This window comes from Variovorax sp. 770b2 (assembly GCF_900115685.1).
Taxonomy (GTDB): domain Bacteria; phylum Pseudomonadota; class Gammaproteobacteria; order Burkholderiales; family Burkholderiaceae_C; genus Variovorax.
Genome location: NZ_FOXJ01000002.1, coordinates 259,653 through 285,640, shown reverse-complemented (window position 1 = coordinate 285,640; position 25,988 = coordinate 259,653). Strand labels below are relative to the sequence as shown.

General features: G+C 68.4%; 29 protein-coding genes. 10 read left to right on the top strand and 19 right to left on the bottom strand.

All coding sequences use genetic code 11. The features are described 5' to 3' along the window. Window positions 1-43: 43 nt before the first annotated feature. The 13 genes from BM133_RS16915 to BM133_RS16855 all read right to left on the bottom strand — a co-directional run bounded on the left by BM133_RS16915 (window position 44) and on the right by BM133_RS16855 (window position 11,612). The gene (locus BM133_RS16915; protein ID WP_256219238.1) at window positions 44-712 is read right to left on the bottom strand and encodes a GntR family transcriptional regulator; all 669 of its coding nucleotides are present in this window, start codon (window positions 710-712) and stop codon (window positions 44-46) included. Between the two features lie 20 nt (window positions 713-732). Continuing rightward, window positions 733-2,016 carry an NAD(P)/FAD-dependent oxidoreductase gene (locus BM133_RS16910; protein WP_093435928.1) on the bottom strand — a complete coding sequence of 428 codons (1,284 nt, stop codon included), beginning with the start codon at window positions 2,014-2,016 and terminating at the stop codon, window positions 733-735. Continuing rightward, complete coding sequence (locus BM133_RS16905; RefSeq protein WP_093435924.1) at window positions 2,013-2,261, bottom strand: (2Fe-2S)-binding protein; 249 nt, start codon at window positions 2,259-2,261, stop codon at window positions 2,013-2,015. The genes BM133_RS16910 and BM133_RS16905 overlap by 4 nt, the downstream gene beginning before the upstream one ends. Continuing rightward, window positions 2,258-3,361: an NAD(P)/FAD-dependent oxidoreductase gene (locus BM133_RS16900; RefSeq protein ID WP_093435921.1), complete on the bottom strand. Its 1,104-nt coding sequence runs from the start codon at window positions 3,359-3,361 to the stop codon at window positions 2,258-2,260. The genes BM133_RS16905 and BM133_RS16900 overlap by 4 nt, the downstream gene beginning before the upstream one ends. Window positions 3,362-3,372: 11 nt before the next feature. After that, window positions 3,373-4,317, bottom strand: a complete 945-nt coding sequence (locus tag BM133_RS16895; RefSeq protein WP_093435919.1) for a 4-hydroxyproline epimerase — start codon at window positions 4,315-4,317, stop codon at window positions 3,373-3,375. Between the two features lie 17 nt (window positions 4,318-4,334). After that, the gene (locus BM133_RS16890; protein WP_093435917.1) at window positions 4,335-5,477 is read right to left on the bottom strand and encodes a branched-chain amino acid ABC transporter substrate-binding protein; all 1,143 of its coding nucleotides are present in this window, start codon (window positions 5,475-5,477) and stop codon (window positions 4,335-4,337) included. A gap of 36 nt (window positions 5,478-5,513) precedes the next feature. Further along, a complete protein-coding gene (locus BM133_RS16885; RefSeq protein ID WP_093435914.1) occupies window positions 5,514-6,428 on the bottom strand; it encodes a dihydrodipicolinate synthase family protein in 915 nt (304 codons plus the stop codon). A 149-nt stretch (window positions 6,429-6,577) separates the two neighbouring features. Beyond that, window positions 6,578-7,276 (bottom strand): glycine zipper 2TM domain-containing protein, encoded by a 699-nt coding sequence (locus BM133_RS16880; RefSeq protein ID WP_093435912.1) that lies wholly within the window; start codon window positions 7,274-7,276, stop codon window positions 6,578-6,580. Between the two features lie 137 nt (window positions 7,277-7,413). Next, window positions 7,414-8,388: a tripartite tricarboxylate transporter substrate-binding protein gene (locus BM133_RS16875; protein ID WP_256219237.1), complete on the bottom strand. Its 975-nt coding sequence runs from the start codon at window positions 8,386-8,388 to the stop codon at window positions 7,414-7,416. A gap of 39 nt (window positions 8,389-8,427) precedes the next feature. Next, window positions 8,428-9,633 (bottom strand): M20 aminoacylase family protein, encoded by a 1,206-nt coding sequence (locus tag BM133_RS16870; protein WP_093435907.1) that lies wholly within the window; start codon window positions 9,631-9,633, stop codon window positions 8,428-8,430. 104 nt (window positions 9,634-9,737) lie between these two features. Beyond that, window positions 9,738-10,604 carry a pirin family protein gene (locus BM133_RS16865; protein WP_093435904.1) on the bottom strand — a complete coding sequence of 289 codons (867 nt, stop codon included), beginning with the start codon at window positions 10,602-10,604 and terminating at the stop codon, window positions 9,738-9,740. Further along, window positions 10,601-11,188, bottom strand: a complete 588-nt coding sequence (locus BM133_RS16860) for an NADPH-dependent FMN reductase (RefSeq protein WP_093435902.1) — start codon at window positions 11,186-11,188, stop codon at window positions 10,601-10,603. The genes BM133_RS16865 and BM133_RS16860 overlap by 4 nt, the downstream gene beginning before the upstream one ends. A gap of 37 nt (window positions 11,189-11,225) precedes the next feature. Next, entirely contained in the window at window positions 11,226-11,612 is a 387-nt protein-coding gene (locus BM133_RS16855; RefSeq protein ID WP_093435899.1) for a DoxX family protein, read from the bottom strand. An 86-nt stretch (window positions 11,613-11,698) separates the two neighbouring features. Here BM133_RS16855 and BM133_RS16850 point away from each other — a divergent pair, with 86 nt between their 5' ends. Continuing rightward, window positions 11,699-12,640, top strand: a complete 942-nt coding sequence (locus tag BM133_RS16850; RefSeq protein ID WP_093435898.1) for a LysR family transcriptional regulator — start codon at window positions 11,699-11,701, stop codon at window positions 12,638-12,640. Between the two features lie 25 nt (window positions 12,641-12,665). After that, window positions 12,666-13,142, top strand: a complete 477-nt coding sequence (locus BM133_RS16845; RefSeq protein ID WP_093435895.1) for an FKBP-type peptidyl-prolyl cis-trans isomerase — start codon at window positions 12,666-12,668, stop codon at window positions 13,140-13,142. Window positions 13,143-13,151: 9 nt separating this feature from the next. Here the strand turns inward: BM133_RS16845 and BM133_RS16840 are convergent, their stop codons facing one another. Then, window positions 13,152-14,765 (bottom strand): CYTH and CHAD domain-containing protein, encoded by a 1,614-nt coding sequence (locus BM133_RS16840; RefSeq protein WP_093435893.1) that lies wholly within the window; start codon window positions 14,763-14,765, stop codon window positions 13,152-13,154. 175 nt (window positions 14,766-14,940) lie between these two features. On the opposite strand from BM133_RS16840, the gene BM133_RS16835 reads away from it, so the two are divergent. Together BM133_RS16835 and BM133_RS16830 are read left to right on the top strand one after the other, a co-directional pair. Then, a complete protein-coding gene (locus tag BM133_RS16835; protein WP_093435891.1) occupies window positions 14,941-15,363 on the top strand; it encodes a VOC family protein in 423 nt (140 codons plus the stop codon). Window positions 15,364-15,516: 153 nt separating this feature from the next. Beyond that, window positions 15,517-16,578 carry a pirin family protein gene (locus BM133_RS16830; RefSeq protein ID WP_177224861.1) on the top strand — a complete coding sequence of 354 codons (1,062 nt, stop codon included), beginning with the start codon at window positions 15,517-15,519 and terminating at the stop codon, window positions 16,576-16,578. Between the two features lie 118 nt (window positions 16,579-16,696). On the opposite strand, the gene BM133_RS16825 is transcribed toward BM133_RS16830, so the two are convergent. The 3 genes from BM133_RS16825 to BM133_RS16815 all read right to left on the bottom strand — a co-directional run bounded on the left by BM133_RS16825 (window position 16,697) and on the right by BM133_RS16815 (window position 19,255). Then, complete coding sequence (locus BM133_RS16825) at window positions 16,697-16,987, bottom strand: YciI family protein (RefSeq protein ID WP_093435885.1); 291 nt, start codon at window positions 16,985-16,987, stop codon at window positions 16,697-16,699. Window positions 16,988-17,084: 97 nt separating this feature from the next. Then, window positions 17,085-18,095, bottom strand: a complete 1,011-nt coding sequence (locus BM133_RS16820) for a Bug family tripartite tricarboxylate transporter substrate binding protein (RefSeq protein ID WP_177224860.1) — start codon at window positions 18,093-18,095, stop codon at window positions 17,085-17,087. A gap of 68 nt (window positions 18,096-18,163) precedes the next feature. Then, entirely contained in the window at window positions 18,164-19,255 is a 1,092-nt protein-coding gene (locus tag BM133_RS16815) for a tartrate dehydrogenase (protein WP_093435880.1), read from the bottom strand. A gap of 126 nt (window positions 19,256-19,381) precedes the next feature. Here BM133_RS16815 and BM133_RS16810 point away from each other — a divergent pair, with 126 nt between their 5' ends. The 3 genes from BM133_RS16810 to BM133_RS16800 all read left to right on the top strand — a co-directional run bounded on the left by BM133_RS16810 (window position 19,382) and on the right by BM133_RS16800 (window position 21,787). After that, entirely contained in the window at window positions 19,382-20,302 is a 921-nt protein-coding gene (locus BM133_RS16810; protein WP_093435877.1) for a LysR family transcriptional regulator, read from the top strand. Between the two features lie 85 nt (window positions 20,303-20,387). After that, entirely contained in the window at window positions 20,388-21,455 is a 1,068-nt protein-coding gene (locus tag BM133_RS16805) for a M4 family metallopeptidase (protein ID WP_093435875.1), read from the top strand. Further along, the gene (locus BM133_RS16800; protein WP_093435872.1) at window positions 21,452-21,787 is read left to right on the top strand and encodes a protealysin inhibitor emfourin; all 336 of its coding nucleotides are present in this window, start codon (window positions 21,452-21,454) and stop codon (window positions 21,785-21,787) included. The genes BM133_RS16805 and BM133_RS16800 overlap by 4 nt, the downstream gene beginning before the upstream one ends. 3 nt (window positions 21,788-21,790) lie before the next feature. Here BM133_RS16800 and BM133_RS16795 read toward each other — a convergent pair whose 3' ends face one another. Continuing rightward, entirely contained in the window at window positions 21,791-23,119 is a 1,329-nt protein-coding gene (locus tag BM133_RS16795; RefSeq protein WP_093435869.1) for an Nramp family divalent metal transporter, read from the bottom strand. 117 nt (window positions 23,120-23,236) lie between these two features. Here BM133_RS16795 and BM133_RS16790 point away from each other — a divergent pair, with 117 nt between their 5' ends. From BM133_RS16790 to BM133_RS16780, 3 genes are all read left to right on the top strand, one after another. Further along, window positions 23,237-23,545, top strand: coding sequence for a putative quinol monooxygenase (locus BM133_RS16790; protein WP_093435867.1), 309 nt, complete (start codon window positions 23,237-23,239; stop codon window positions 23,543-23,545). Between the two features lie 91 nt (window positions 23,546-23,636). Then, window positions 23,637-24,242: a hypothetical protein gene (locus BM133_RS16785; protein ID WP_093435864.1), complete on the top strand. Its 606-nt coding sequence runs from the start codon at window positions 23,637-23,639 to the stop codon at window positions 24,240-24,242. 39 nt (window positions 24,243-24,281) lie between these two features. Further along, window positions 24,282-24,857: a hypothetical protein gene (locus tag BM133_RS16780; protein WP_256219236.1), complete on the top strand. Its 576-nt coding sequence runs from the start codon at window positions 24,282-24,284 to the stop codon at window positions 24,855-24,857. Window positions 24,858-24,932: 75 nt separating this feature from the next. Here the strand turns inward: BM133_RS16780 and gap are convergent, their stop codons facing one another. Further along, complete coding sequence (gap, locus tag BM133_RS16775) at window positions 24,933-25,934, bottom strand: type I glyceraldehyde-3-phosphate dehydrogenase (protein ID WP_093435858.1); 1,002 nt, start codon at window positions 25,932-25,934, stop codon at window positions 24,933-24,935. Window positions 25,935-25,988: the final 54 nt, after the last annotated feature.

Genomic DNA, 25,988 nt, shown 5'->3' with positions numbered 1-25,988 from the left:
GGGCCGCGGCAAATCACGCGTAGTTCCCCGGTAGTCCTTCGACCTATTTGTCGATGATCTTGCGGGCGAAAAGCTCCAGGTAATCCATGAGCCGCTCGGCACCCGCGACCGCCGCGGCTTCGTCGCCGGTCGCGATGCCCTGCGCGAGTTCCAGGTGCGCATTCGCGCCTTCGACGATCTCGCCCTCGTGCTGGTACGCGTACCAGAAGCGGCGGCACTGCACGATCGGCGGGATCACCGCCTTCACGGCCGAATCGTTGTGGCTCGCCTGGTGGTTGACCAGGTCCAGGGCATGGTCGGCGCGCATGTAGCCGGTGAGGTCGCCGCGGCCCGCGGCCTCGACCATTTCCTCGGCGCAACGCACGATGTCCTTGCGCTGCAGCGCCGTCGCGCGGCGCGCCGAGCAGGCCGCGATCAGCCGCTCGAGCACGCGCCGGGTCTGGATCACATCGAGGTGGTCGGCCAGGTCGATGGCCGACACCAGGAGCCCGCGGCGCGGTTGCTGCACGATGAGCCCGATCGACACCATGCGCATCAGCGCCTCGCGCACCGGCGTGCGGCCCAGGCCCGTGCGCTCGGCCAGGTCGGCCTCGACGATCTGGCTGCCGGGCTCCAGCTGCATGGTGGACAGCAGCGTCTCGATGGCGTCGTAGGCCACGTCGGCGGCGCGGCGCTTGGGCGGGGGGCGGAGGGTGGTCTTCGGGGGGGCCATGGTTGTCTTCGGATGCGGCCTCATTGTCGGGCGTCGCCTTCATCCGCCTGGCCCGCCAGGCCGGCCAGCGTCGAGATGCGCACCGGCGACAGCGGCGGGCGCGGCGCGGGCGGCGTCCAGCCGAAGAGGAACTGCGCCGCATCGCCGCACACGCGCCCCTGGCAGGCGCCCATGCCGCAGCGGCGATGAAGCTTGGCATCGGTCCAGCCGGTGCAATCGGCGAGCGCGGAGAAGGGCACGTCTTCGCAGCGGCACACGAGGGTGTCGGGCTGCGGCATCTGCCTGATCGCCGGGGCCAGCGCGAAGCTGCGGTGCAGTTGCGCAGCAAACGCATGCCAGCGGGCGCGTTCGCCTTCATGTTGCTTTGCGGCGCGCTCGTTGCCCACAGCCGCATGACCGGCGATGGTGCCCTCGGCGAGCGCGCGCTCGCTGCCGCCGAAGCCGGTGCATTCGCCGGCAGCGTAGACGTCGGGCAGGCTGGTGAGCTGCCGCGCATCGACGGCCAGTGCGTGCGCGCCTTCGGCCGCGAGGGCACAGCCGAGCAGCCGGCCGAGCTGCGTGTTGGGCGTGAGGCCGAAGCCGCAGGCCACGCGGTCGCAGGCGATTTCCACTTCGCGGCCACCCTGGAGAAGCCGGACCGATTCGACCTGCGTGCCGCCTTGCGCCGAGACGATGCGCGAGGCGGTGCGGTACTGCGGATCGGCCAGCGTCACCGACTGCGCGGCCTTGCCCGGCCAGCGCCAGAGGTTCGCGGCAAAGCCCGCGACGGCAGTGAGCGTGGCCTGCTCCGCGATGCGCACGACCTTCGCGCCCGCCGCGCGCGCCGTCGAAGCCGCGGCGAGCAACAGCGGGCCGCTGCCCGCGATCACGATGCGCTCGCCTTCGACCGGCAGGCCCGCCTTGATGAGCGCCTGCAAGCCGCCCGCGCCCGTCACGCCGGGCAGTGTCCAGCCCGGAAAGGGCAGCAGCAGTTCGCGCGCGCCGGTGCAGAGGATCAATTTTTTCCACCGCATGCGCCAGCCGCGTTCGTCTTCGAGCAGCAGCTCGTTGCACGCGGGCGTGGCGATCACGCGCGTGCCGCTGCAGACGCGGATGTTGGCGTGGCGTGCGAGCGCATCGCGCCACTTGCGCGCGGCAGCGGGCAACGAAGCGCCGGGGCCGTCGCGCCAGATCTGTCCACCGGGCGCGGGGTTGTCGTCGATCACGACGATCGATGCGCCACCCGACGCGGCAGCGACTGCCGCCGCCATGCCGGCAGGGCCGGCGCCGACGATCAGCACATCGCAATGTTCGAGCGCCGTCATTCCGAGGTCTCCACGCGCATGCCTTCGCTGCACACGGTCTGGCATGCGAGCAGGCGCCGGCCGTCGACGAGCACGCGGCATTCCTGGCACACGCCCATGCCGCAGAACGGCGCGCGCGGCTGGCCCGTGACGGAAGTGCGTGCCACGCCCATGCCGCCCGCGATGCGCAGTGCGGCAGCGACCGAACTGCCTGCCTTCACGCGCACGAGGTTGCCGTCGATGTGCAGCAAGGTGTGGGCGCTCATGCCACCTCCAGCAGGCCGCGCGGCGCATAGGGCGCCGCATCGAAATCAGGTGCGGCGCCGGTCATCAGCGCCGCGAGCACATGCGCGCTCCCGGGCGCTGTGGTCACGCCCAGGCCTTCGTGGCCGACGGCGAGCCAGAGCTTCTCGCGCCATGGATGCTTGCCCAGCAGCGGGAGGCCATCGGGCGACGCGGCGCGCAGGCCGGTCCATGCGCGCACCGCGTTGAGGTTCGCGAGCCCCGGCAGGTAGTCGAGCGTGCGCTGCAGCATGCGCGCGAGCATCGGCGCTTCCACGGCCGGATCGGTCGTGTCGAACTGGCGCGAAGAGCCGACCAGCAATTGCCCCGTCGGACGCGGCTGCACGTTGAACGCGACCGAGTCGCCGTCGCTATGGTGCGCACTGGTCACGTAGCCGAGCTCGACGAGCTGGTGATGCACCGTGCCCGGATAGCGGTCGGTGATCAGCAGGTGCCCTTTCTTCGGGCGGATGGGGAGTTCGGGGCAGAGCGTCGTCGCTTCGATGCCGTTGGCCAGCACGATCTGCGCCGCGTTGCGGCGGGTGCCGTCGGCGAGGCGCAGCGTGCCGTCGTCTTCGATGGCATCGACCTTCGCGTGCGCGACACGGATCGCATCGCCGCCCTGGCCGAGCAGCCAGTGCGCCGCGTTCGGCGCGTAGAGGATGCCGTCGCCCGGCACTTCGAGCGCGCCCGCGAGGCCTTTGCGCAATGCGGGTTCGGCGCGCGCCAGTGCGGCTGCGTCGAGCATGCGGGCATCGATGCCGTGTTCGCGCAGGCGCTGCTGCTTGCGTTCGGCCTCGGCCATTTCTTCTTCGTTCGCGGCGATCCAGAGCGTGCCGCAAGCGCTGTACGCGCAGTCTTCGGGCATGTGCGGCGCAAGGGCGCGCCACCGCGCCGTCGAGTCGCGGCTCAGTGCGAGCTCGGCCGGGTTGTCGTCCATCACCACGAGGTGGCCCATGCCGGCGCCCGTGGCGCCGCCGATGCGCGCATCGAGCACCAGCACCCGGCGGCCGGCCTGCGCCAGCGCGTGTGCGCAGGCGGCGCCGACGATGCCGGCGCCGATGACGATCACATCCGCGTCCATGCCAGCCGGCGTCAGAGCCGGATGCCCCATCCGAAAGGATCTTCGTCGTCGACCAGCAGCGTGGCCTCGGCGCTGATGTGCGCGCGGCCGCGCAGGGTCGGGATGACCTTGTCGCCGTCCATCGCGTAGCTGGCCTCGAAGCGGCTGCCGATCACGCTGGCCTGCGTCCACGTCTCGCCCGGCGCGAGCTTGCCGTCGGCCGCGAGGCAGGCGATCTTGGCGCTGGTGCCGGTGCCGCAGGGCGAGCGGTCGTAGGCGTTGCCGGGGCAGAGCACGAAGTTGCGGCTGTCCGCGCCTTCGTCGCTTTCCTCGGCTGGCGCGAAGAGCTCGATGTGATCGATCTCCGCGCCGTCCGCGCCCGTGATGCCCTGCGCTGCGAGCGCTTTGCGCAAGGCGGCCGTGTAGTCGGTCAGTGCCGCGAGGTTGTCGCTCGCCACGCGCTGGCCGTGTTCGCTCACCAGGAAGAACCAGTTGCCGCCATACGCCACATCGCCGCGCACCGTGCCGTGGCCCGGCAACTCGACCGCCACCTGGCGCAGGTGCCGGTACGCCGGCACGTTGCGCACGCTCACCGAGCCGTCGGCATGCAGCGTGGTCGTGACCGTGCCGACCGGCGTCTCGATGCGGTGCTCGCCCACGCCGATGCGCCCCATGTGCGCCAGGCTTGCGACCAGCCCGATGGTGCCGTGGCCGCACATGCCCAGGTAGCCGGCGTTGTTGAAGAAGATCACGCCCGCGGCAGCGTCCGGCGACACCGGCTCGCACAGCAGCGCGCCGACCACCACGTCGCTGCCGCGCGGCTCGAGCACCGTGGCCGCGCGCCACTTGTCGTGCCGCTCGGCCAGCAGCGCACGGCGCTCGGCCATGCTGCCGCCCCCCAGGTCGGGAAACCCGCCGGTCACAAGGCGCGTGGGCTCGCCGCCCGTGTGCGAGTCGACGATCTGGATGCGTTGCATGTTGGGGCGTTGTCCGTTCAGTAGCTGGCGATGGGCACGGGCGCCGCGTTCTTGAACGTGAACACCGTGATGGGCGCCTGCTTCATGTTGCCCTTGTCGTCATACGCATAGGTAGCGGCCACGCCCTTGTAGGTGTCCTTGTAGAGCTGCGCGCCCACCTTGTCGGGGTCGAGCGAGTTGGCCTTCTTCATCGATTCGCCAATGAACAGCACCTGGTCGTAGTAGGAGGCGGCGTACGCATCCGCATCGGCGTTGAAGCGCTTCTTGAACTTCTCCTTGAACGCCGGGCCGCTTTGCGCCTTCTCCAGGATCGAGCCGCCCTGCGCGCAGTACACCAGGTCGTTGACCGCATCGCCGCCGAGCTTGCCGGTGGCCGGGCTGCAGACGGTGTCGCCGCCCAGGAGCTTGCCGGGCACGGCCAGTTGCTTCATCTGGCGTGCCATCGGCGCGGCCTGCGGCGCATAGCCGCCGAAGAAGATCGCCTCGGGCGCCTTGGCCTTCATGTTGGTGAGGATGGCGGTGAAGTCCACGGCCTTGTCGGTGGTGAACTCCTTGCCCACGATCGTGAGGCCCTGCTTCTGCGCTTCCTTGGTGAACTCTTCCGCCAGGCCCTGGCCGAAGGCGGTGCGGTCGTCGATGACGCCGACCTTTTTCACCTTCAGTTCCTTGGCTGCGTACACGGCCATGCTGGAGCCGATCTGGTTGTCGCTTGCGATGATGCGGTACAGGTTCTTGTAGCCGCCCTGCGTGACCTTCGGGTTGGTGCCCACGGTCGAGACCAGGGTGCCGCCGTCGCTGTAGATGCGCGAGGCCGGAATGGCCACGCCCGAGCAGTACGGGCCCATGACGAACTTCACGCCGTCGTCCACGAACTTCTGCGCCACGCTCACGCCGGTCTTGGCATCGCACTGGTCGTCTTCGGAGACCAGCTCGAACTTCAGCGTCTTGCCGCCGACGCTGAGCTTCTTCGCATTGAGCTCCTCGATCGCCAGGCGCACGCCGTTTTCATTGTCCTTGCCCGCGAACGCGTTGGGGCCCGAGAGGGGACCGCTGTGCCCAATCTTGACGACCTGCTCCTGCGCATTGGCATGACCTGCGATGGCGAGTGCCGCGAGCCCGACGACGCCGATGAATGGAACCATGCTTGCTTTTGTCTTCATGCTTCTTCCTAGGTTGGGACAATGAAAGGGCGGTTATTACACAACCGATTGGTACTGCGCCGGACGCGTCGCGAGCGCCTTCTTCACGATGCCTTCGATGAAGGCGCGCTCCTGGCCGATGAGCGGCAGGCGCGGGCGGCGCATGTGCTCCGTGCCCACGCCGACCAGCAGGTCGATGAGCTTCAGGTTCTGCACCAGCTTGGTCGAGACATCCAGGTGCAGCATCGGCGTCATCCACTGGTAGAGCTTGAGCGCCTCGGCGAACTTGCCGGCCTTCATGAGGTCGTAGAGCGCCACGGTCTCGCGCGGGAACGCGCAGCCCACGCCCGCCAGGAGGCCGTCGCAGCCGAGCGCCAGGCCCTCGTAGGCCAGGTCGTCCACGCCCAGGAACAGCTGGTAGCGCTCGCCCACCGTGTTGCGCAGGTCGGTGATGCGGCGGATGTTGTCGGTGCTCTCCTTGATGGCGGCGATCCACTCGCAATCGGCCAGCTCGACCATGTGCTCAGGCTTCAGGTCCACGCGGTAGGCCACCGGGTTGTTGTAGACCATGATGGGTTGCTGCGCCGCGTTGGCGATGGTGCGCACGTTGAGCATGGCCTCGCGCGCATCGGCCACGTAGATCACCGAGGGCATCACCATGAAGCCGGCCACGCCCAGCTTGTTGGCGCCGTCCACGTAGCGCAGCGCCTCGCGGGTGCTGGTTTCCGACACGTTGGCCAGCACCGGGATGCGGCCGTCGGCGGCTTCGAGCGCGATCTTGGCGACCTGCAGTTTTTCTTCCAGCGTCAGCGTGCTGGCTTCGCCCAGCGAGCCGCAGGTGACCAGGCCGTGGATGCCGTTGCGGATCTGGAAGTCGATGTGGCGCGCGGTGCCCTCGGCATCGATGCTTTCATCGGCGTGGAACTTGGTGGTGATGGCGGGAAAGATGCCTTGCCAGCGGGGATTGCTCACGGGGTGCTCCTGGGGGATGACGGTGGGAAAGGTCCGCACTTTAAATATATTAGGGATATATCGTCAAGTTTTACGTGGGGCAAGCGCTCTTCCGCGGCGGGTGGCTTGTGTGATATCGCCGGGCGGCCCGCGAGCCGCCGGCGCTGCGCCTACTTGCGGCCGTCGGCCGGGCGCAGCAGGCCTTTGCGCAGCGTGACCGGCTTGCCGATGGGCGGCGCGGTCTTCGTCTCGACCGTGCGCAGCGAGCCGTTGTCCATGCGCACCGCGACCTCGTAGACCGTGACGGTGCGCACGTGCTTCTCGACCTCGTTGCCCGCGAAGCCGCCACCCACCGCGCCGAGCACGGTGGTCGCGACGCGGCCGTTGCCATGGCCGAACTGGTTGCCGACCAGGCCACCCACCACGCCGCCGGCCACGGCGCCTACGCCGGTGGTGTTCTGCGCGCGCTTTTGCACCGGGCGCACCGATTCGACGTGGCCGCAGACCGCGCAGGGCGGTGCAGCAGGTGCGGCAGCAGTAACGGGAGCGACGCCAGGGCTTGGCGACGGCGCAGGTGCAGCAGCCATGGCGTGCGGCACAGCGCCCGCAGCCACCGGCGGCGCGGCCGGCACGGGCGCCGGCGGCATTGCTTCAGACTTGAAGTCGTCCGGCGCGATGGGCGATCCGGCCGATGCGGCGGGCACTGCCGCAACGGTCGATGGCGGCGCACCCGCATCCTGTCGATGCAGCAACACGCCGCCGAGTGCAGCGACGGCCACGGCCAGCGCGCCGATCACACCCCACAGAACCTTCGGGGATCTGCTCGCGGGAGCGCCCGAAGGCAGGTTGGGTGGCGAAATCGAGTCCATGAAAAGTCCTCTTGCAGTCCGGGGCGGATGTCCCGGCACTCCTGGAGGAGCATGAGCGCGGCGGGCGCGTTGTCAATTGACCGGCGTCCTACAAGCGGCGCCGAATGCCAGACCGCCAGACCCGCCAGCCCGCCGACTCAATCGATCTTCGCGCCCGACGCCTTCACCACCACCCCCATCGCGTCCCAGTCCGCGCGCAGCAGCTTCTGGAACTCTTCCGCGCTCTGGCTGCGCGGCTCCACGCCCAGGCGCTTGAAGCGCTCCTGGATCACCGGGTCCGCCAGCACCTTGTTGGCCGCGGCGTTGATGCGCTCGACCTCGGCCTTGGGCGTGCCGGCCGGTGCGAGCAGGCCGATCCACGAATCGAAGGCGTAGCCCGCAAGGCCGCTCTCGGCCACGGTCGGCAGCTTCGGCAGGAAGACGCTGCGCGTCTGGCCGGTGGAGGCGAGCAGCTTCATGCGCGCGTCGTCCTGGAAGCCCATCACGCCGATGCTCGAGGAGATGACCGCCTGCACCCGGCCCGCGAGCACCTCGTTGACGGCCTCGCCGGTGGACTTGGTCGGGATGTGCGTCATCTGCAGGCCGGCCTTCGCGAGGAACGACGCCATCGCCAGGTGCGTGGCGCTGCCGTTGCCGGCCGAGGCGTAGTTGTACTTGCCCGGGTTGGCCTTGACCTCCTTGATGAAGTCGGCCGTGGTCGACACGTTCATGCCGCTCGCCACCGCCAGCACATAGCCCGCGTTGCCCACGTTGGCCACGCCGACGAAGTCTTTCAGCGGGTCGTAGCTCAGCTTGTTGTACAGAAAGCCCGCGATGTTGTGGCTCGCGGCCGCGAGCACCAGCGTGTTGCCGTCGGCCGGCGCGCGCGCCACGATGGCCGCGCCCACGGTGCCGCCCGCGCCCGCGCGGTTTTCCACGATGGCGCTGGCATTGAGCGCCGCGCCCAGTTCGTTGTTGAAGGCGCGCGCCACCGTGTCCTGCACGGCGCCGGTGCCGAAGGGCACGATGAGGTGGATCACGCGCTGCTGCGCATGGGCGGCGCCGAAGCTGCAGAGGGCCGCGACGGCTGCAACCGCAGCCAGCGAACGTCGGGTGAACAGGGTGGAAGTCATCGAGGTGGCCGCTTTCGTCATCATCAACAGGGAAAGAATTCAGGTGCCCGACGGCAGCCAGCGCTGCACCAGTTTCACGAAATAGCTGGCACCGATCGGGATGATCTCGTCGTTGAAATCGAACGAGGTGTTGTGAATGATGCAAGGGCCGGGCCCGTGGCCATCGAGCCGGTGGTCGCCGTCGCCATTGCCCAGGAACGCATAGCAGCCGGGCCGCGCGAGCAGCATGTGGGCGAAGTCCTCGGCGCCCATGACGGCGGGGAAGTTGTCGGTGACCATGTCGTCGCCCACCACCTCGCGCATCACGCCGGCGGCAAAGCGCGCCTCGGCCGGATGGTTCACGGTGGGCGGCGAGGAGCGGTTGAAATACACCTCGGCCGTGCAGCCATGCGCCGCCGCCACGCCGGCGGCCACTTCGCGCAGCCGCGCCTCGATCTTGTCGATCGCCTCGATGGAGAAGGTGCGGATCGTGCCGCCGACCGAGGCCACGTCGGGAATCACGTTCGGCGCATCCGAACCCTGCAGCTGCGTGACCGCGAGCAGTGCGCGCTCGGTGCTGGGAATGGTGCGCGGCACGATCGTCTGCAGCTGCTGCGCCAGCGTGACCACCGCGGCCACCGGGTCGATGCCCGTGTGCGGCATCGAGGCGTGCGTGCCGCGCCCGTGCACGGTGATCTTGTAGGTGTTGCTCGACGCCATCAGCGCGCCTTCGTTGAGCGCGAAGCGGCCCACGTCGCCGACCGGGAAGTTGTGCAGCCCGAAGACCGCGTCGCACGGAAAGCGCTCGAAGAGGCCCTCGTCGATCATCTTCCTGGCGCCGGCCTTGCCCATCTCCTCGGCGGGCTGGAAGATGAAATGCACGGTGCCGTCGAAATCGTCGGGCCCTTGCTGCGACAGGTGCCAGGCGGCGGCCAGCAGCATCGTCGTGTGGCCGTCGTGGCCGCAGGCGTGCATGCGGCCTGGGTTGGTGGACTTGTGGGCGAAGTCGTTGGCTTCGTGCAGCGGCAGCGCGTCCATGTCGGCGCGAAGGCCGATGGTGCGGCTGCCCGTGCCCTTGCGCAGCACGCCGACGAGCCCGGTGCCCGCAATGCCGCGGTGCACCTGGATGCCCCATTCGGCGAGCAGGTTGGCGACCTTCTCGGAGGTGCGGTGTTCTTCGAAGCCCAGCTCGGGGTGGGCGTGGATGTCGCGTCGGATGTCTACGAAGCGGGCGGCGTTGCTGGCAAAGGCGTCAACGATGTTCATGGCGGGTGGGGCTGCGGGAGTCGTTCGAAGCGAACGATTCTGGCGCAGCCGCCCGCCGGGCGCACGCTGGTTTGCGCGCGGTTTTCTCGCGCCTGCGAGCGGGATCAGCCCAGCCGGCCCTCCTGCCGCAGCTTCGCGCCGATGCGCCGGATCTCGGCCTCGCCCTGGTCCAGCGTCGCGCGGCTCGTGTGCACCGAGTAGTGGCCCATCACGAGTTCGTGCGGATGCTTCACCGCCGAACCCAGCACGAACGACGTGTCGCCGCGGGCCGTGAAATCGATGGCCGCGCCGGATTCCTCGAACACCGCCAGTTCGCCGGTGGCGATCGGCCCGCCGGCGCTGTCGCCCGCATCGAGCGCACCGCCATTGACCGCGACCCAGCCGACCGTGTGGCCGGCGGGCGGCGTGTAGCGCCACCGCTCGCCGTCCTTCAGTTGCACGGCCAGGTAGTTCATCGGCGCCGGTGCCGGAATGGGGCTCTGCGCCGCGCCGTAGCGCCCGAGCAGCACGCGTGCCGGGCCGTCCTGGGGCACCTGCGAGGGCGCGAGGTAGATGCTTTGCGCCGGGGCGTTTTCTTCCGCTGCGGGCAAAGCCACCCAGAGCTGGAAGCCCTGCACGCGCTTCACGCCCGGCGCCGGCGCGCCCGTGTGCCACACGCCGTTGCCCGCGCGCATCCACTCGACCCCGCCGCCGCGCAGCACGCCCTGTTCGCCGGTCGTGTCTTCGTAGAGCGTGTCGCCTTCGATGAGCCAGGTCAGCGTGGCGATGCCCGAGTGCGGGTGCATGCCGAAGCCCTTGTGGCCGCCGCCGACATCGAAGCCGAACAGGTCTAGGAACACGAAGGGTTTCAGGAACTCGCCCAGGTCGCCCGGGCTCATGAGCCGCGTGATCGGCCCGTGCTGCGCGCCGCGCGTGCGGTAGACGATGGCGCGCGCCTCGGTCGAGACGGCGACTTCGACGGCGGTGGTCATGCGGCCTCCCTCGCGGTCTTCAGCGCCCGGGTCCACCACGCGAGGTCGTCCAACATGCCGTTGGCGGCCTGCCCGAGATGCGGGAAGTCGTCGAAGCTCTTGCCCTGCTGCCAGATGCCCAGGAACTCGACCATGCCGATGTGCACGGCGTTGCGCACCGGCGCCATCTGCATCTCGACCGCGACCAGCCGCAGCTGCTCCACCGCGCGCGCCGCGCCCACGCCGCCGTAGCCCACGAAGCCGATGGGCTTGCGCACGAACTCCTTGTAGGCCCAGTCGATCGCATTCTTGAGCACCGCGCTCGGGCCGTGGTTGTATTCGGGCGTGACGATGACCAGGCCGTCGAAGGTGGCCAGCTTGGCCTGCCAGCGCTGCGCGGCCTCGTTCTTCACCGGGCCCCAGGCGGGCGCGCCGGCTTCATTGAAAAAGGGCAGCGGATGGTCGCGCAGGTCGACCAGCTCGAAGGCGAGGTCGGTGCGCTGCTTGGCGATCTCGTGGATCCACTGCGCGGGCTTCTCGCCGAAGCGGCCTTCGCGGGTCGAGCCGAGGACGATGCCGACGAGAGGTTTTTGCTGTTGGCTCATGAAGTACTCCTGAATGGGGGTTGGGAAGGAAAAGGGATCAGGCCGCGGTGGCCGCCAGCCGCGGCACGGGCCGCAGCCGCCACGCCACGAAGGCCGAGAGCAGCGCGAGAACGATGGCCGGCGCCGGGTTGCCGCCGATCAGCACGAGGTGCGTGGCCACGGCGCAGGCCATGGTCACGGCCAGCAGCAGGCCGCCGAGGAAACCGGTCGCCGGCACGAGCAGCAGCAGCGCGCCGCCGACCTCGACCACGCCCGTCACGTAGCGGAACCACTGGCCGAAGCCGATGGCATCGAACACCTGGACCATCTGCGGCACGCCGGCCAGCTTGGAGGCGCCGGCCGCGCCGAAAGCCAGCGCCAGGAGGATGCGGACGCCCCAGACGATGCGGCGTTGGGTAAGGGAAAGAGAGGATGGGGAAGACATGGACACAAGGTTAGGGTCGCACCCATTGATCGACTAGACGGTAGAGTCGGATTGCACTCGTCCATCCATCGAAGGAATCAACCCCCATGCTCGACCTCAACGACATCGCCATGTTCGTGCAGGTGGTGCGCTACGGCAGCTTTGCCGAAGCTGCCCGGCGCCTCGGCCTGCCGCCCAACACGGTGAGCCGGCGCATCCAGCAGCTCGAGGCGCAGCTGGGCACGCGGCTGATGCAGCGCTCGACCCGCAAGCTGACGCTCACGAGCGCGGGCCAGGCGTTTCACGAGCGCTGCGCGGGGGCGGTCGATGGGCTGGTCCAGGCCGGGCAGGAGCTGATCACCGGCAGCCAGGGACCCAGCGGGCTCGTGCGCGTGGCGGCGACGGCGGACTTCTTCGATTTCTTCCCGATGGAATGGGTGGCGGACTTTTTGGCGGCGAATCCGCTGGTGCGCGTCGACTTCGTGCTGAGCGACGCAAAGGCCGACCTGATCGCCGAGCAGATCGACGTTGCGTTTCGCGGCGGGGCGCTGCCCGACTCAGGCTATGTCGGGCGCAAGTTGCTGGGGCCGCGCACGGACGGGTTGGTGGCGAGCCCCGCGTACATCGCCGCGCGCGGGGCGCCCGCGACGCTGCAGGAATTGGCGGATCACGACTGCGTGACGGCAGCGCACCCGAGTGGGCGGGCGACCTGGCGGGTGACCGGGCCGGAAGGGGTGGAGGAGGAATTGCAGGTCACCGGGCGCTTCAGCGGGAACACGGCGCAGGCGTTGCGCAAGGCCGCGGTGGCGGGGCTCGGCATCGCGCTGCTGCCGCCGTCGATGGGGCGGCTGGACGTGGAGGCGGGGCGGCTGGTGCCGGTGCTGCCGCAGTACCAGCGCACGGGGCAGGGGCTGACGGTGCTGTACCCGAGCCGCAAGCACCTGCCGCTGGCGGTGTCGGCGTTCATCGGGATGGTGTTCGAGAAGTTGAGTACCGAGGAGACGCTGCCGGACGCGTTTCGATCCTGGAAAGCCTCGCTTCGACGGTGAATCGGTTTCCACAGAAAATGCCGGCATGAAAATCGAAAAAGACACCGTCGTCACCATCAAGTACAAAGTCTCCGACGCCCAGGGCAAGCTCATCGAGGCCAGCCCCGAGCCGATGGCCTACCTGCATGGCGGCTACGAGAACACCCTGCCCAAGATCGAGGAAGCGCTCGACGGCAAGGAAAAGGGCTTCCAGACCGTGCTGAACCTCTCCCCCGAAGACGCCTTCGGCCCGCACGACGAGGCGCTGGTGCGCACCATCCCCAAGAACGAATTTCCGCCGGGCGTGAAGGTGGGCGGGCAGCTTCAGGGCCGGCTCGACGACGGCACCGAGCACGTCTTCACCGTGACCAAGATCAAGGGCCCGGTCGTGCTGCTCGACGGCAATCATCCATGGGCCGGCAAGGCGCTGAAGTTCAGCCTGCAGGTGACGGATGTGCGTGCGGCGCTGCCGGTGGAAATCGAGCACCGGCATGTGCATGGTGCGCACGGGCACCATCACTGATTCTTCGCGTCAGCGGACACGCGCCGCCTTGGTCCAGAACCGCGGCGCCTCGTCGATCCCGCCCAGCGCCTTGCGGCATGTCTTCGCATGGACCGCATGCCTCGCACTGAACCACCCCACCGCAAACCACGCGCGCCCGTCGCGCGCCGTGGCTTCGCGGTAGAGCGCGAGCGCGACGGCTTCGTCGTTGAATTCGCCCAGCGCGTCCTGCGCGGGGCGCAGGTGCTTCAGGTAGCGCTCGGCGGCTGACGACGACTTTTCATCGGCATCGAACAGCGGCGCGACGAACTCGGCCAGGTAGCGCAGGCGCTTGAGCCGCTTGCGCACGCGGTGCTGGCTTTCGGTGTCGAGCGACTCGAAGCGCTTGCCGTCGCGCACCGCCTGCTTGTGCAGATGCTGCAGGCGCTTTCGCAGGAAGCGGCGGGCGTCGCCGAGGCTCATCGGGGTCGGCGCCGGAGGGGGTTCTTCGGCTGCTTGTGCATTGGTGGCCTTCGGTTCGGCTTGCGGCGCTGCCGCGGTGAATCCGATCAGCGAAACCAGCACCGATTGGAACGCCGGCGCACGCACCACATCGCCGGACGACCGCACATCGGCCGCCACATCGTCACTGCCCGCCAGTGGATCGAACTCCGGCGCGCCCGCTTCGCGCAGTTGCGGCTGCGCCAGTTTCACCACCTGTTCGCGGTCGCGCAGGTCACCGAGCGCGCGGAAGGCATCGACCAGCGGCGGCTCCCATGCGGCCGCGTCGAAAAGACCGGTGTCCGCATCGAGCCCCGCCAGTTCGCGCAGCGCGGTACGCAGGCGCCGGATGCCGATGCGCAGTTGATGGATCTGCTCTTCGTCCGTGCTGCCCGCGGCGATCTCGCTGGCGTTGGGCAGCATCTGCGCGAGGCACGACGCGACCACGGCCTGCTGGACCGCGCGGCCATCGAGCTTGTCCTTGCCTTCGGGAAAGCGCGGCGTCTCGGCCTTCACGGCCGGCACGACTTCGACCTTCGCCAGCAGCCGCGCGCCGCGCTCGGCCTTGGACACGGTGCTGAACCACAGCCCGTGCTGCTGCGACCACCGGCGCGCGAGCGCCACGAGCCCCTGAACGTCGCCGCGCTTGAGTTCGAGCTCCAGCTCGCACACGGGCGATTCAGACTGCTCAGGCGTGCCCGCGTAAGCCACGACCTTGCCGACATCCAGCGCCATCTCCACGACCGCGCCGCAGGGCCCCGTGACGCGCACGTCGCGCGTGAGCCGCACGATGTCGGTGGACTGCCGCTCCACCAGCGGCGCACCGCTCGCGGCCAGCACCTTGGCGAGCCGATCGCCCACGGGCGTGCCCTGGTGGCGCTGCGGGTCGACGCTCGGCGATGCGGCGGCGGTGCCGAGGTCGACGTTGTGCTCCAGCCGGTGCAGCGCGTTGTCGCCCGTCGCCTTGACGGTCTGCACCCAGCGCCGCCCTTCCTTGCGCAGCCGCAGCACGATGCCCTGGGCGGCAAGCGCCTGGTCGGCGGTGTCGAAATAGCGCGCCTGCAGACGGGTGCGCACGACGGTGCCGCGCCGCAGCGCCGCCTCGACGGCCTTCAGCCGGCCGGCCGGAATCTGAAACTTGAACTCGATTTCCATGGCGGCCATGATGCCCCGCCTTCTTGGGTCCCGGGCGCAATCCCCCGGGGGCCGGGCCGGGCAAAAACAGAGAGTCGAAAAATCATGTGGACGCCGTCCATTTTCTTTGGTATCTTTTGTGGACGGTGTACACAACACACCGGCAAACCTCCAGATCCAACCCTTCATCGACACAGGAAACACCATGGCCAACAAGCAGATCTTCGTGAACCTCCCCGTCAAGAACCTCGAGAAGACCAAGACGTTCTTCGCCGCGCTGGGCTACACCTTCAACGCGCAGTTCACCGATGCGAATGCCGCCTGCATGGTGATCGAGAAGGACAGCATCTTCGCGATGCTGCTGGTCGAGGACTTCTTCAAGACCTTCACGACCAAGAGCATCACCGACACCAGCAAGAGCACCGAGGTGCTGGTGTGCCTGTCGTGCGAGAGCCGCGCCGAGGTCGACGCGCTGGTCGCCAAGGCGGTGGCCGCCGGCGGCACCACGCCGCGCGAACCGCAGGACTACGGCTTCATGTACGGCCACGGCTTCCAGGACATCGACGGCCACCTCTGGGAGCTGATGTACATGGACCCCAACGCCGTCGTGACGCACCAGAACACCTGATGCGCTGAAGAACAGGCAAGAGCGATGCCCATCGTTCCATACGCGCTCTTCACTGTTGCAGGCAAGGCCCCTACCGGAAGGCGGCGGCGCCCCGATATTCCAACCATTGGCACGGCATCATCGGCCGAGCCCCCCATGGAAAGGAATATCAACATGTCCGACAACAACAACAAGGGCCCCGTCGTCCAGGTCAAGCCGCTCGGCTTTCCCTGGCAGACGATCGACCCGTTCCTGTTCTGCGTCTATCACGACGACGCCTATCCCAAGGCCAACGGCCAGATGGGTCCCGAGGCCTCGCTGGCCGGCCGCCAGATCGGCCAGGACTTCAGCCGCAAGGACGGCTGGAGCATGTACCACGGCGACACGGTGCCGGGCTTTCCCTCGCACCCGCACCGCGGCTTCGAGACGGTGACCATCGTGCGCAAGGGCCTGGTCGATCACTCCGATTCGCTGGGCGCCACCGCGCGCTTCGGCGGCGGCGACGTGCAGTGGCTCACGGCCGGCAAGGGCATCGTGCACTCCGAGATGTTCCCGCTGCTGGACGCGGGCGCGCCCAATCCGCTGGAGCTGTTCCAGATCTGGCTCAACCTGCCGGCCAGGAACAAGATGGCCGAGCCGCACTTCACGATGTTCTGGTCGGACGCGATTCCGCGCTTCGCCTCGGACGACGCCAAGGGCGGCCGCACCGAGGTGGCGGTCATCGCCGGCCGGCTCGGCGATGCGGTCAACGGCCAGGACCCGATCCAGCCGCTCGCGCCGCCGCCCGCGTCATGGGCCGCACAGGCCGATGCCGACGTGGCGATCTGGACGATCAAGATGACGCCCGGCGCGCAATGGACGCTGCCGGCCGCCACGGGCGAAGGCACGCGGCGGATGCTCTATTTCTTCAAGGGCGCGGTGGCGCAGATCGGCGGCCAGCGCGTCGAAGGCCCGGCGGCGGTCGAACTGCGCGCGGATGCGGCGGTCGAGCTGGTCAACGGCGACGACGAGAGCGAGTTCCTCGTGCTGCAGGGCCGCCCGATCGCCGAGCCGGTGGCGCAGTACGGCCCCTTCGTGATGAACACGCAGGCCGAGATCAGCCAGACCATGGCCGACTACCGTCGCACGCAATTCGGCGGCTGGCCGTGGGACGATTCGGCGCCGGTGCATGACGCCAAGGCCGAGCGCTTTGCGCGGCACCCGGGTGGGCGCGAGGAAGTGCCGGCAGCGAAATAAGACCCTACGGTCTTCTTCGAGAAACACCGCGGAACCGGCTCTGCCGGGCCGGAGGTGTTGCCCCCGGCAGGGGTTGGCGAAGCGACACGAAGTGCGCGTAGCCTGGGGGCGAGCCCGATCAGAACGTCTTGAGAACTTCGATGCTGGGGGCGGTCATGCTGGGGACGAACTCGGTCACGTCCATCCGCGCCACGCCGCCCTGCACGAAGGGGTCGCGCGCCAGCAGCGCTTCCAGCGCCTCGCGGTCGCCCGACCGCGCGAGGATCACGCCACCCGTGCGCGGCACCTGCCGGCCCGACGCCACGAACAGGCCGCTCTCGTAATGCTTCTTGAGCCAGACCATGTGCGGGTCCATCAGCGCATCGACTTCTTCCAGGGGGCGGGTGTAGGTGAGGGTGACGATGAACATGGGCAGGATGGCGGTGAAGACGAAAGCCCCAATCCTATGCCTTGGCAGGGTACCCAACGCACGAGAGTGTGCACGCGCGTAACCAAGGCCCTGTGCCCTATTCGATCGCCACGCCGCCTTCTTTCACCAACTTCGCGAATCTGTCCGTTTCCTCGCGGATCTGTCGCGCCATGTCGTCCGGCGATCCACCCAGCGGCTCGGCGCCGATGGCCTGCATGCGCTGCACGAAATCGGGCGACTTGATGATCTTCACCATCTCGGCGTTGAGCCGCGCGACGATCTCCCTGGGCGTCGCGGCCGGCGCGAGCACGCCGAACCAGGTGCCGATGTCGAAGCCCTTCAGGCCCGCCTCTTCCAGCGTGGGCACGTCGGGCAGCACCGACGAGCGGCGCGCCGTGGTCACGGCCAGCGCACGCAGCTTGCCGCCCTTGATGTGCTGCAGCACCGGTGTGATGGTGTCGAACGACATCGCCACCTGCCCGCCGAGGAGGTCGGTGGTGAGCGGGCCGCTGCCCTTGTAGGGCACGTGCAGCAGCGTGGTGCCGGTGCTGGCCTGGAACTGCGTGCCGATCAGGTGCTGCGCGGTGCCGTTGCCGTTGGAGCCGTAGGCGAGCTTCTCGGGCGCGGCCTTGGCGAGCGCGACCAGTTCGGCCACGTTCCTGGCCGGCGTATTTGCCGGATTCACGACCAGGACGTTCGGCACCATCGCCACGACGGTGATGGGCGCCAGGTCTTTCTGGAAGTCGTAGGGCAGCTTCTTGTAGACGCTGGTGGCGATGGTGTGGTGCACCGCGCCCATCAGCAGCGTGTAGCCGTCGGGCCTGGCCTTGGCGACGTAGTCGGCGCCGAGCGTGGCGCCGGCACCCGGCTTGCTCTCGACCACCACGGGCTGGCCGAGCGACTGCGAGAGCTTGTCGGCCAGCGCGCGCGCCAGCACGTCGGTCGTACCGCCCGCGGGAAACGGCACGACGAGGCTGATCGGTCGCGTGGGCCATGCGGCCGGCTGCGCGAAGGCCAGCCCGGCGACGCCGAGGCCCAACGCCATCGCGCCGGCCTGCAGCATCGTGCGACGGCGACGCGCGCCCCGGGTGAAAGTGAAAGCTGTCATGGTCTTGTCTCCGGCTCGTTGTGGTGGTGCCCGCGCGCATCGAGGCGCGCTGTGGCTGCGGAAGGAAATCAGGCCGCGAGGGGCTGCCGCGCGCTCGCGATGTGTTCGCACACGGCGCGCGTCACTTGCGCGGTGGTGGCGCTGCCGCCGAGGTCGCGCGTGTGCAGCGAGGGGTTGGCGGTGACGTGCTCCACCGCCTCCATCACGCGGCGCGCCGCCTCCGCTTCGCCGAGGTGCTCCAACAGCATCACGACCGACCAGAAGGTGCCGACCGGGTTGGCCAGGCCCTTGCCCATGATGTCGAAGGCCGAGCCGTGGATGGGCTCGAACATCGAGGGGTAGCGGCGCTCCGGATCGATGTTGCCGGTGGGCGCGATGCCCAGGCTCCCGGCCAGCGCGGCCGCGAGGTCGCTCAGGATGTCCGCGTGCAGGTTGGTCGCGACGATGGTGTCGAGCGAGGCGGGCCGGTTGACCATGCGCGCGGTGCAGGCGTCGACCAGTTCCTTGTCCCAGGTCACGTCCGGAAATTCCTTGGCGATCTGCAGCGCGATCTCGTCCCACATCACCATCGCGTGGCGCTGCGCATTGCTCTTGGTGACCACGGTGAGCAGCTTGCGCGGCCGCGAGCGGGCCAGCTGGAAGGCGAAACGCATGATCCGCTCGACACCCGCGCGGGTCATCATGCTCACGTCGGTCGCGGCCTCGATCGGGTGGCCCTGGTGCACGCGGCCGCCGACGCCGGCGTATTCGCCCTCGGAGTTCTCGCGCACGATCACCCAGTCGAGCTGTCCCGGCGCGCAGCGCTTGAGCGGGCCGTCGATGCCCGGCAGGATGCGCGTGGGCCGCACGTTGGCGTACTGGTCGAAGCCCTGGCAGATCTTCAGGCGCAGGCCCCAGAGCGTGATGTGGTCGGGAATGTGCGGATCGCCCGCGGAGCCGAATAGGATGGCGTCTTTTGCGCGCAGCGCGTCGAGGCCGTCGGCCGGCATCATCTCGCCGTGCGCGCGGTACCAGTCGCCGCCCCAGCCGAAGTCTTCGAACGTGAAGTGCAGCGCGCCGCCGGAGGCCGCGGCCAGCGCCTGCATCACTTCGCGCCCGGCCGGGATCACTTCCTTGCCGATGCCGTCGCCGGGAATGGTGGCAATGCTGTAGCTGCTCATCGTCGTCCGTCCTTCAATGGAATGCTTCCGGGTTCTGGAAGGTGCCACTGTAGGATTCGAAGCATCGAACGATTCGCCCCCGAAGTGAATCCATCCTTAACCTGAATTCAACAATCGGATCGCCCCATGGTTTCTCCGATACAGCCCGCCGAACTCGGCTTCTTCTCCACGCTCGCGGCTTGCGGCAGCCTGAGCGCGGCGGCGCGCGAGCTGGGCATCAGCACGCCGGCCGTGAGCAAGCGGCTCGCGCAGATGGAGGCGCGCATCGGCGTGACGCTGGTGAATCGCACCACGCGGCGCATGAGCCTCTCGCCCGAGGGCGAACTCTATGTGGCGCATGCGCGCGGCATCCTCGGCGCGATCGACGACATGGCGCAGCTGCTGGGCGAGGCGAAGGCCGAGCCGCGTGGCCTCTTGCGCGTGAACGCGACGCTGGGCTTCGGCCGCAGCCACGTGGCGCCGCTGATTTCGAAGTTCGCGCGCAAGCACCCGGAGGTAGAGGTGCAACTGCAGCTCTCGGTCAACCCGCCGCCGCTCACGGACGACGCCTTCGACGTCTGCATCCGCTTCGGCGCACCGCCCGAGGCACGCGTGATCGCGCGGCGCATCGCATCGAACCGGCGCCTCTTGTGCGCCTCGCCCGCGTATCTCGCGCGCGCCGGGCAGCCCAAGGTGCCCAACGACCTCACACGCCACCGCTGCATCGGCATCCGACAAGGCGACGAAGCGTATGGCGTGTGGCGCCTGAGCTCGGGCCGCGGCGCCGCGCAGCACACCGAGGCCGTGAAGACGCGCGGCGCGCTCAGCACCAACGACGGCGAGATCGCGGTCAACTGGGCGCTCGATGGCCACGGCATCCTGATGCGCGCGGAATGGGACATCGCGCGGTACCTGCGCAGCGGCCGGCTGGTGCAGGTGCTGGCCAACTACCGCACGCCCGATGCCGACATCTACGCGGTGTACCCCCAACGTCATCAGCTGTCGGCGCGCGTGAGAGCTTTCGTTGACTTCATTGCGGCGGCGCTGGCGGCGGGCAGCATCCGGTGACATCTGCAAAGGGACTTGCGCGGCTCGGTTCGCGGCTTTCTGCTACCGTATTTTTCATCGCTGACCGCTCACCGGAGACCTGCTCATGCCGCTTCGCCCGCCACCGATCCTGCCGCCCGGCTTCGTACCGCCGTACCTGCTGGACCGGCTCGCGGCGCACGCCGATGCGCCGGTCAGCGCGCGCGCGGCCAACACGCTGATGATCGACCGCGAGCACCGCGGGCTGCGCGAATTCCTCGCGCCCAAGGTGTCGTCGAGCCCCGCGCCGCAGTACGCGAAACGCGGCTCGCCCGAACGCAAGATCCATGACGCGGGCAACACCACGCAACTGCCCGGCAAGCTGATCCGCAGCGAAGGCCAGGCCGCCAGCAAGGACCTCGCGGTCGACGAGGCCTACGACGCCCTGGGCGCCACCTGGCGCCTGTACCGCGACATCTACGCGCGCGACTCCATCGACGCCGCGGGCATGCCGCTCACGGGCAGCGTGCACTACGGCAACGACTACGACAACGCCTTCTGGAACGGCACGCAGATGGTGTTCGGCGATGGCGACGGCGAGGTGTTCAACCGCTTCACCATCGCCGTGGACATCATCGGCCACGAGCTCACGCACGGCGTGATCGATCACGAGTCGGGGCTGGTCTACCAGGGCCAATCGGGCGCGCTCAACGAATCGATCTGCGACGTGTTCGGCGCGCTCGTCAAGCAGCACGTGCTCAAGCAGACGGCGCAGCAGGCCGACTGGCTGGTGGGCGCGGGGCTTTTCAAGGAAACGGTGAAGGCGCGCGCCCTGCGCTCGATGGCCGAACCGGGCACCGCCTACGACGACCCGGTGCTCGGCAAGGACCCGCAGCCCGCGCACATGAAAGACATCGTCGTCACGCGGCAGGACAATGGCGGGGTGCACATCAACTCCGGCATTCCGAACCGCGCTTTCCATCTCGCCGCGACCGCCATCGAAGGCCCGGCGTGGGAGACGGCCGGGCGCATCTGGTACGACACCGTGTGCGACCGCCGGTTGAAGCAGGACGCCGATTTCGCCGCCTTCGCCGAACTGACCGTGAGCGCCGCCGCCAAGCGCTTCGGCCCCGGCAGCGCCGCGCACAAGGCGGTCATCGCCGCATGGAACACCGTGGGAGTCACCGCATCATGATCCGCCTGCCGCCCCTGACCGAAGCCACCGTGGTGCGCGTGACGCGCGAGGGCGGCATTGCCTACATGCCGGGCCTTGCGCGCCCGCGCAGTTTTCAGCTGGGCGACTGCACCGCGGAGTTGCGCCAGCAGATCGACGACGCGCTGCAAAGCGCCGCGCCGCACGCCGAGGAAAGCGATGCGGCCTCGCCAGGCGGCGACCAGCGCGTCTACCGCGTGGAAGTGGTGATGGAGAACACGGCCACCGCCAGCTCGGTCAGCTTCGACGTGCCCGAGACCGACGCGCCCGAGGCGCTGGTGCATCTCTGGAAGGACGCCGGCAAGCGGCGTTGACGCTCATCCGTTTCCGAAGACCACCGAGGCGATCAACCACACGTTGGCCGCGCTGATCACGCCGAACAGGCCCCAGGCCAGCAGCTTCACCACGGCGCCGTTCGCAAAGCCGCCCATCATTTCGCGGCTGCTCGTGAAGCGGATCAACGGCCACATCGCAAAAGGCAGCTGGAAGCTCAGCACCACCTGGCTGAGCACCAGCATCTTGCCCACGCCGCCATCGCCGAACCACCAGACGCCGAAGAACGCCGGCCCGAGCGCCAGCGCGCGCGTGAGGAAGCGCCGCTGCCAGCACGGGATCTTCAGGTCGAGAAAACCTTCCATGATGATCTGGCCCGCGATGGTGCCGGTGAAGGTCGAGCTCTGCCCCGAGGCCAGCAGCGCGATGCCGAACAGCGTGGCCGCGAACGCGCTGCCGACGATGGGTTCGATGAGCCGGTAGGCATCGTCGATCTCGGTCACGTCCTGGTGGCCGGTGGCGTGGAAGGCGCTGGCCGCCAGCACCATGATGGCCGCGTTGACCAGGAGCGCGAGCGACAGCGACACCACCGCGTCGAGCGTGCAGAAGCGCACCGCCTCGCGCCGCGCCGCATCGGTGTCGGCGATGAGCCGCGTCTGCACGATGGACGAGTGCAGGTACAGGTTGTGCGGCATCACGGTGGCGCCGACCACGCCGATCGCAAGGTACAGCGCGCCGGGCTGCTGCAGCCGCTCGAAGCTGGGCGCAAAGCCCATCGCCACGCCGAACCAGTTGGGCTGCGACATCGCGAGCTCGACCACGAAGCAGCCCGCGATGGTGCCCACCAGCCCGAGCACGATGGCCTCCACGCGCCGGAAGCCCGCGCCCTGCAGGCCCAGCACGAGCAGCGTGTCGAAGGCCGTGATCGCGATGCCCACCGGAATCGACACGCCGAACAGCAGGTGCAATGCAAGCGCGCTGCCCAGCACCTCGGCCAGGTCGCAGGCCACGATGGCCAGCTCGGCGCCGAGCCAGAGGAAGCGGTTCACGCGCGGCGAATAGTGCTCGCGGCAGGCGCGCGCGAGGTCTTTCTGCGCGACCAGCCCGAGCCGCACGCACAGCGTCTGCAGCAACATCGCCGCCAGGCTCGCGAGCAGCACCACGAAGAGCAGGCCGTAGCCGAAGCGCGATCCCGCCTCGATGTCGGTCGCCCAGTTGCCCGGGTCCATGTAGCCCACCGATACGAGGAGGCCCGGGCCCGCGTAGCGCAAGAGCTTCTTGCCGAAGGGCAGGTCCTGCGGGACCGCCACGCTGCCCTTGACTTCGGAGGGGCAGAAGGGCGCGGTGGCCGTGCGGGGGAGCGGGAAGAACATGCGCGCGATGATAGGGTGGGGCACCGGGTCTCGCGCGGGACCTGCGCCGAGGCGCCGGATCTTTTAGATTCGACGCTCGCCATCCACAACCCTTACAACCACACCGGAGCCATTCCAATGATTCACGTAGTCGCTGTCATCAACGCCAAGCCGGGCCAGCGCGCCCAACTGCTCGAAGCCTTTGCCGCCAACCGCGCGGCCGTGCTGGCCGAAGAGGGCTGCATCGAGTACGGCGCGACGATCGACGCGCAAGGCGTTCCCCCCTCGAAGGCGAGCTTCGGGGCCGACAGCTTTGTCGTGATCGAGAAGTGGGAAACGCTGGCCCATCTGCAGGCCCACGCCGTCGCGCCGCACATGAAAGCCCATGGCGAGAAGACCAAGGAACTGGTCGAGAGCAAGCTGATCCACGTGCTCGAACCAGTCTGAGGTTCTTCCCTTAGCGGCCTTCGCGCACGGCGCGAGGCGTGCTACCTTCGCGCCGGGAGCACAAGACATCTCGGACGAGGGGACTCGAGACATGGCGATCGTTTTCAGACCGCATGGTTTCCGCCTGCACGCTTTCGCCGCGAGGCTAGGCGCATGCGCCGCGGTGCTGCTCGCGGCTGGTTGCGCACAGCTCGGCGCACCGCCTTACGCCGCCGACTACGAGGCGCTCGATCGCCTCGAGGCCAACAACCCCGGCAAGGTGGCGGTCGCCAAGGTGCAGCCGACCGACCCCAATGACAAGATCAACACGCTGAGCCTGCGCCGCGCCAAGTTGGTGTCGCCCAGCGGCACCTTCGCGCAGTACCTGGAGGACGCGCTGATGCGCGACCTGAGCGAGATCGCGGTCTACGACCCGAAGGCGCCGACACGCATCGCAGCGCGCATCGTCGTCAACGAACTCGACCTCGGCGTGGTCAACGGCACCGGCCGCATGGACGTGGAGGTCACCGTCACGCGCGACGCGGCGCAGAAGCTGCGCAAGACCTACCGCGGCGAGATCGCCTTCGATTCGAGCTACGCGAACATCGTGGCCGTGCCCGCCGGGCAAGCGGCATATCCGCGGCTGGTGCGTGCGCTGCTGCGGCAGGTGTATGCCGATCCGCAATTCGTTGCGGCCATCGCCTCGTCAGCGCCATAAAGCCGGAGAAGCACCATGTCGTTTCTTCTTTCTTCTCCGATGCCCCGCCTGGCTGCCGCGCTGGCAACCGCCGCCCTGCTGGCCGGCTGCTCCCATCCGATCACGATGATCACGGAGACCGCGCCGCCGCGCTCCGTCGCCCATCTCATCCCGAAGAAGGTCGCCTATGTGATGACCGATGCGCAGCGCGACCTGCAGGTCACGACCGCCGGCGGCAGCGGCGACCGGGTGAGCTACTACCCGTACCGCGACCTGGAGAAGTCCATTCGCGATGCGCTGCGCGGGGTCTACCGCAACGTGATCGTCCTGCGCACCGCCGGCGATGCGAAGGCCAATGAAGCAGCGGGCGTGTCGCTGGTGTTCACGCCGCAGATCAAGACGGATTCGAGCTCGTCGTCCTGGGTCACCTGGCCGCCCACTTCGTTCACGGCCGAGGTGTCCTGCGTGGTGAGCGACGCCGCGGGAGCCGAGGTCACGCGCGTGCGTGCAACCGGCAGCGGTGCGGCGGAGTTCGGCGAGTTCAATGGCGATTACGGGCTGGCGGCCCGGCGTGCGGCCAGGCAGATGACTTCGCAGCTGAGCAGCGAGATCCGCAGGAACGCGAAGCTGCAGTGAGCGCGTTGTCGCCGAACCGGCGAGCCCCAAGAAAAAACGCGCCCTCGGGCGCGTTTTTCGTTGAAGCGCGAAGCCTTACTTCGACACGACCTTCACCATCTCCAGGCACTTGTTCGAATAGCCCCATTCATTGTCGTACCAGCTCACGAGCTTCACGAAGGTGCTGTCCAGCGCAATGCCGGCTTCGGCGTCGAAGATCGAGGTGCGCGGGTCGCCGCGGAAATCGGTGGCCACCACCTTGTCTTCGGTGTAGCCCAGCACGCCCTTGAGCGCGCCTTCGCTCTGTGCCTTCATTTCGGCGCAGATTTCCTTGTACGTGGCTTCCTTCTCGAGCTCGACCACGAGATCGACCACCGACACGTCGGAGGTCGGCACGCGAAAGCTCATGCCCGTGAGCTTCTTGTTGAGTTCGGGGATCACCACGCCCACGGCCTTGGCTGCGCCAGTGCTCGAGGGAATGATGTTTTCCAGGATGCCGCGGCCGCCGCGCCAGTCCTTGTTGCTCGGGCCATCGACGGTCTTCTGCGTGGCGGTGGCGGCGTGCACGGTGGTCATGAGGCCGCGCTTGATGCCCCACTTGTCGTGCAGCACCTTGGCCAGCGGAGCCAGACAGTTGGTGGTGCAGCTGGCGTTGCTGATGATGGCTTCGCCGGCGTACTTCTTGTCGTTCACGCCGTAGACGAACATGGGGGTGTCGTCCTTCGAGGGTGCCGACAGGATCACCTTCCTGGCGCCCGCGTCGATGTGCTTTTGCGCCGTTTCCTTCGTGAGGAAGAGGCCGGTCGATTCGAGCACGATGTCGGCGCCGACGTCGTTCCACTTCAGCTGCGACGGGTCGCGCTCCTGCGTGAGGCGGATCTTCTTGCCGTTGACGATCAGCGTGTTGCCTTCGACCGTCACTTCACCCTTGAAGCGGCCATGCACCGAGTCGTACTGGAGCATGTAGGCCAGGTAGTCGGGCTCGAGCAAGTCGTTGATGGCAACGATCTCGATGTCGTTCTTGAAGTTCTGCACCGCTGCGCGCAGCACGTTGCGACCGATGCGGCCGAAGCCGTTGATACCGAGTTTGATAGCCATCTGACTTGCTCCTAAGGTTGAAAAACTTGTGATCGGACGGAAAGAAGTACCGGG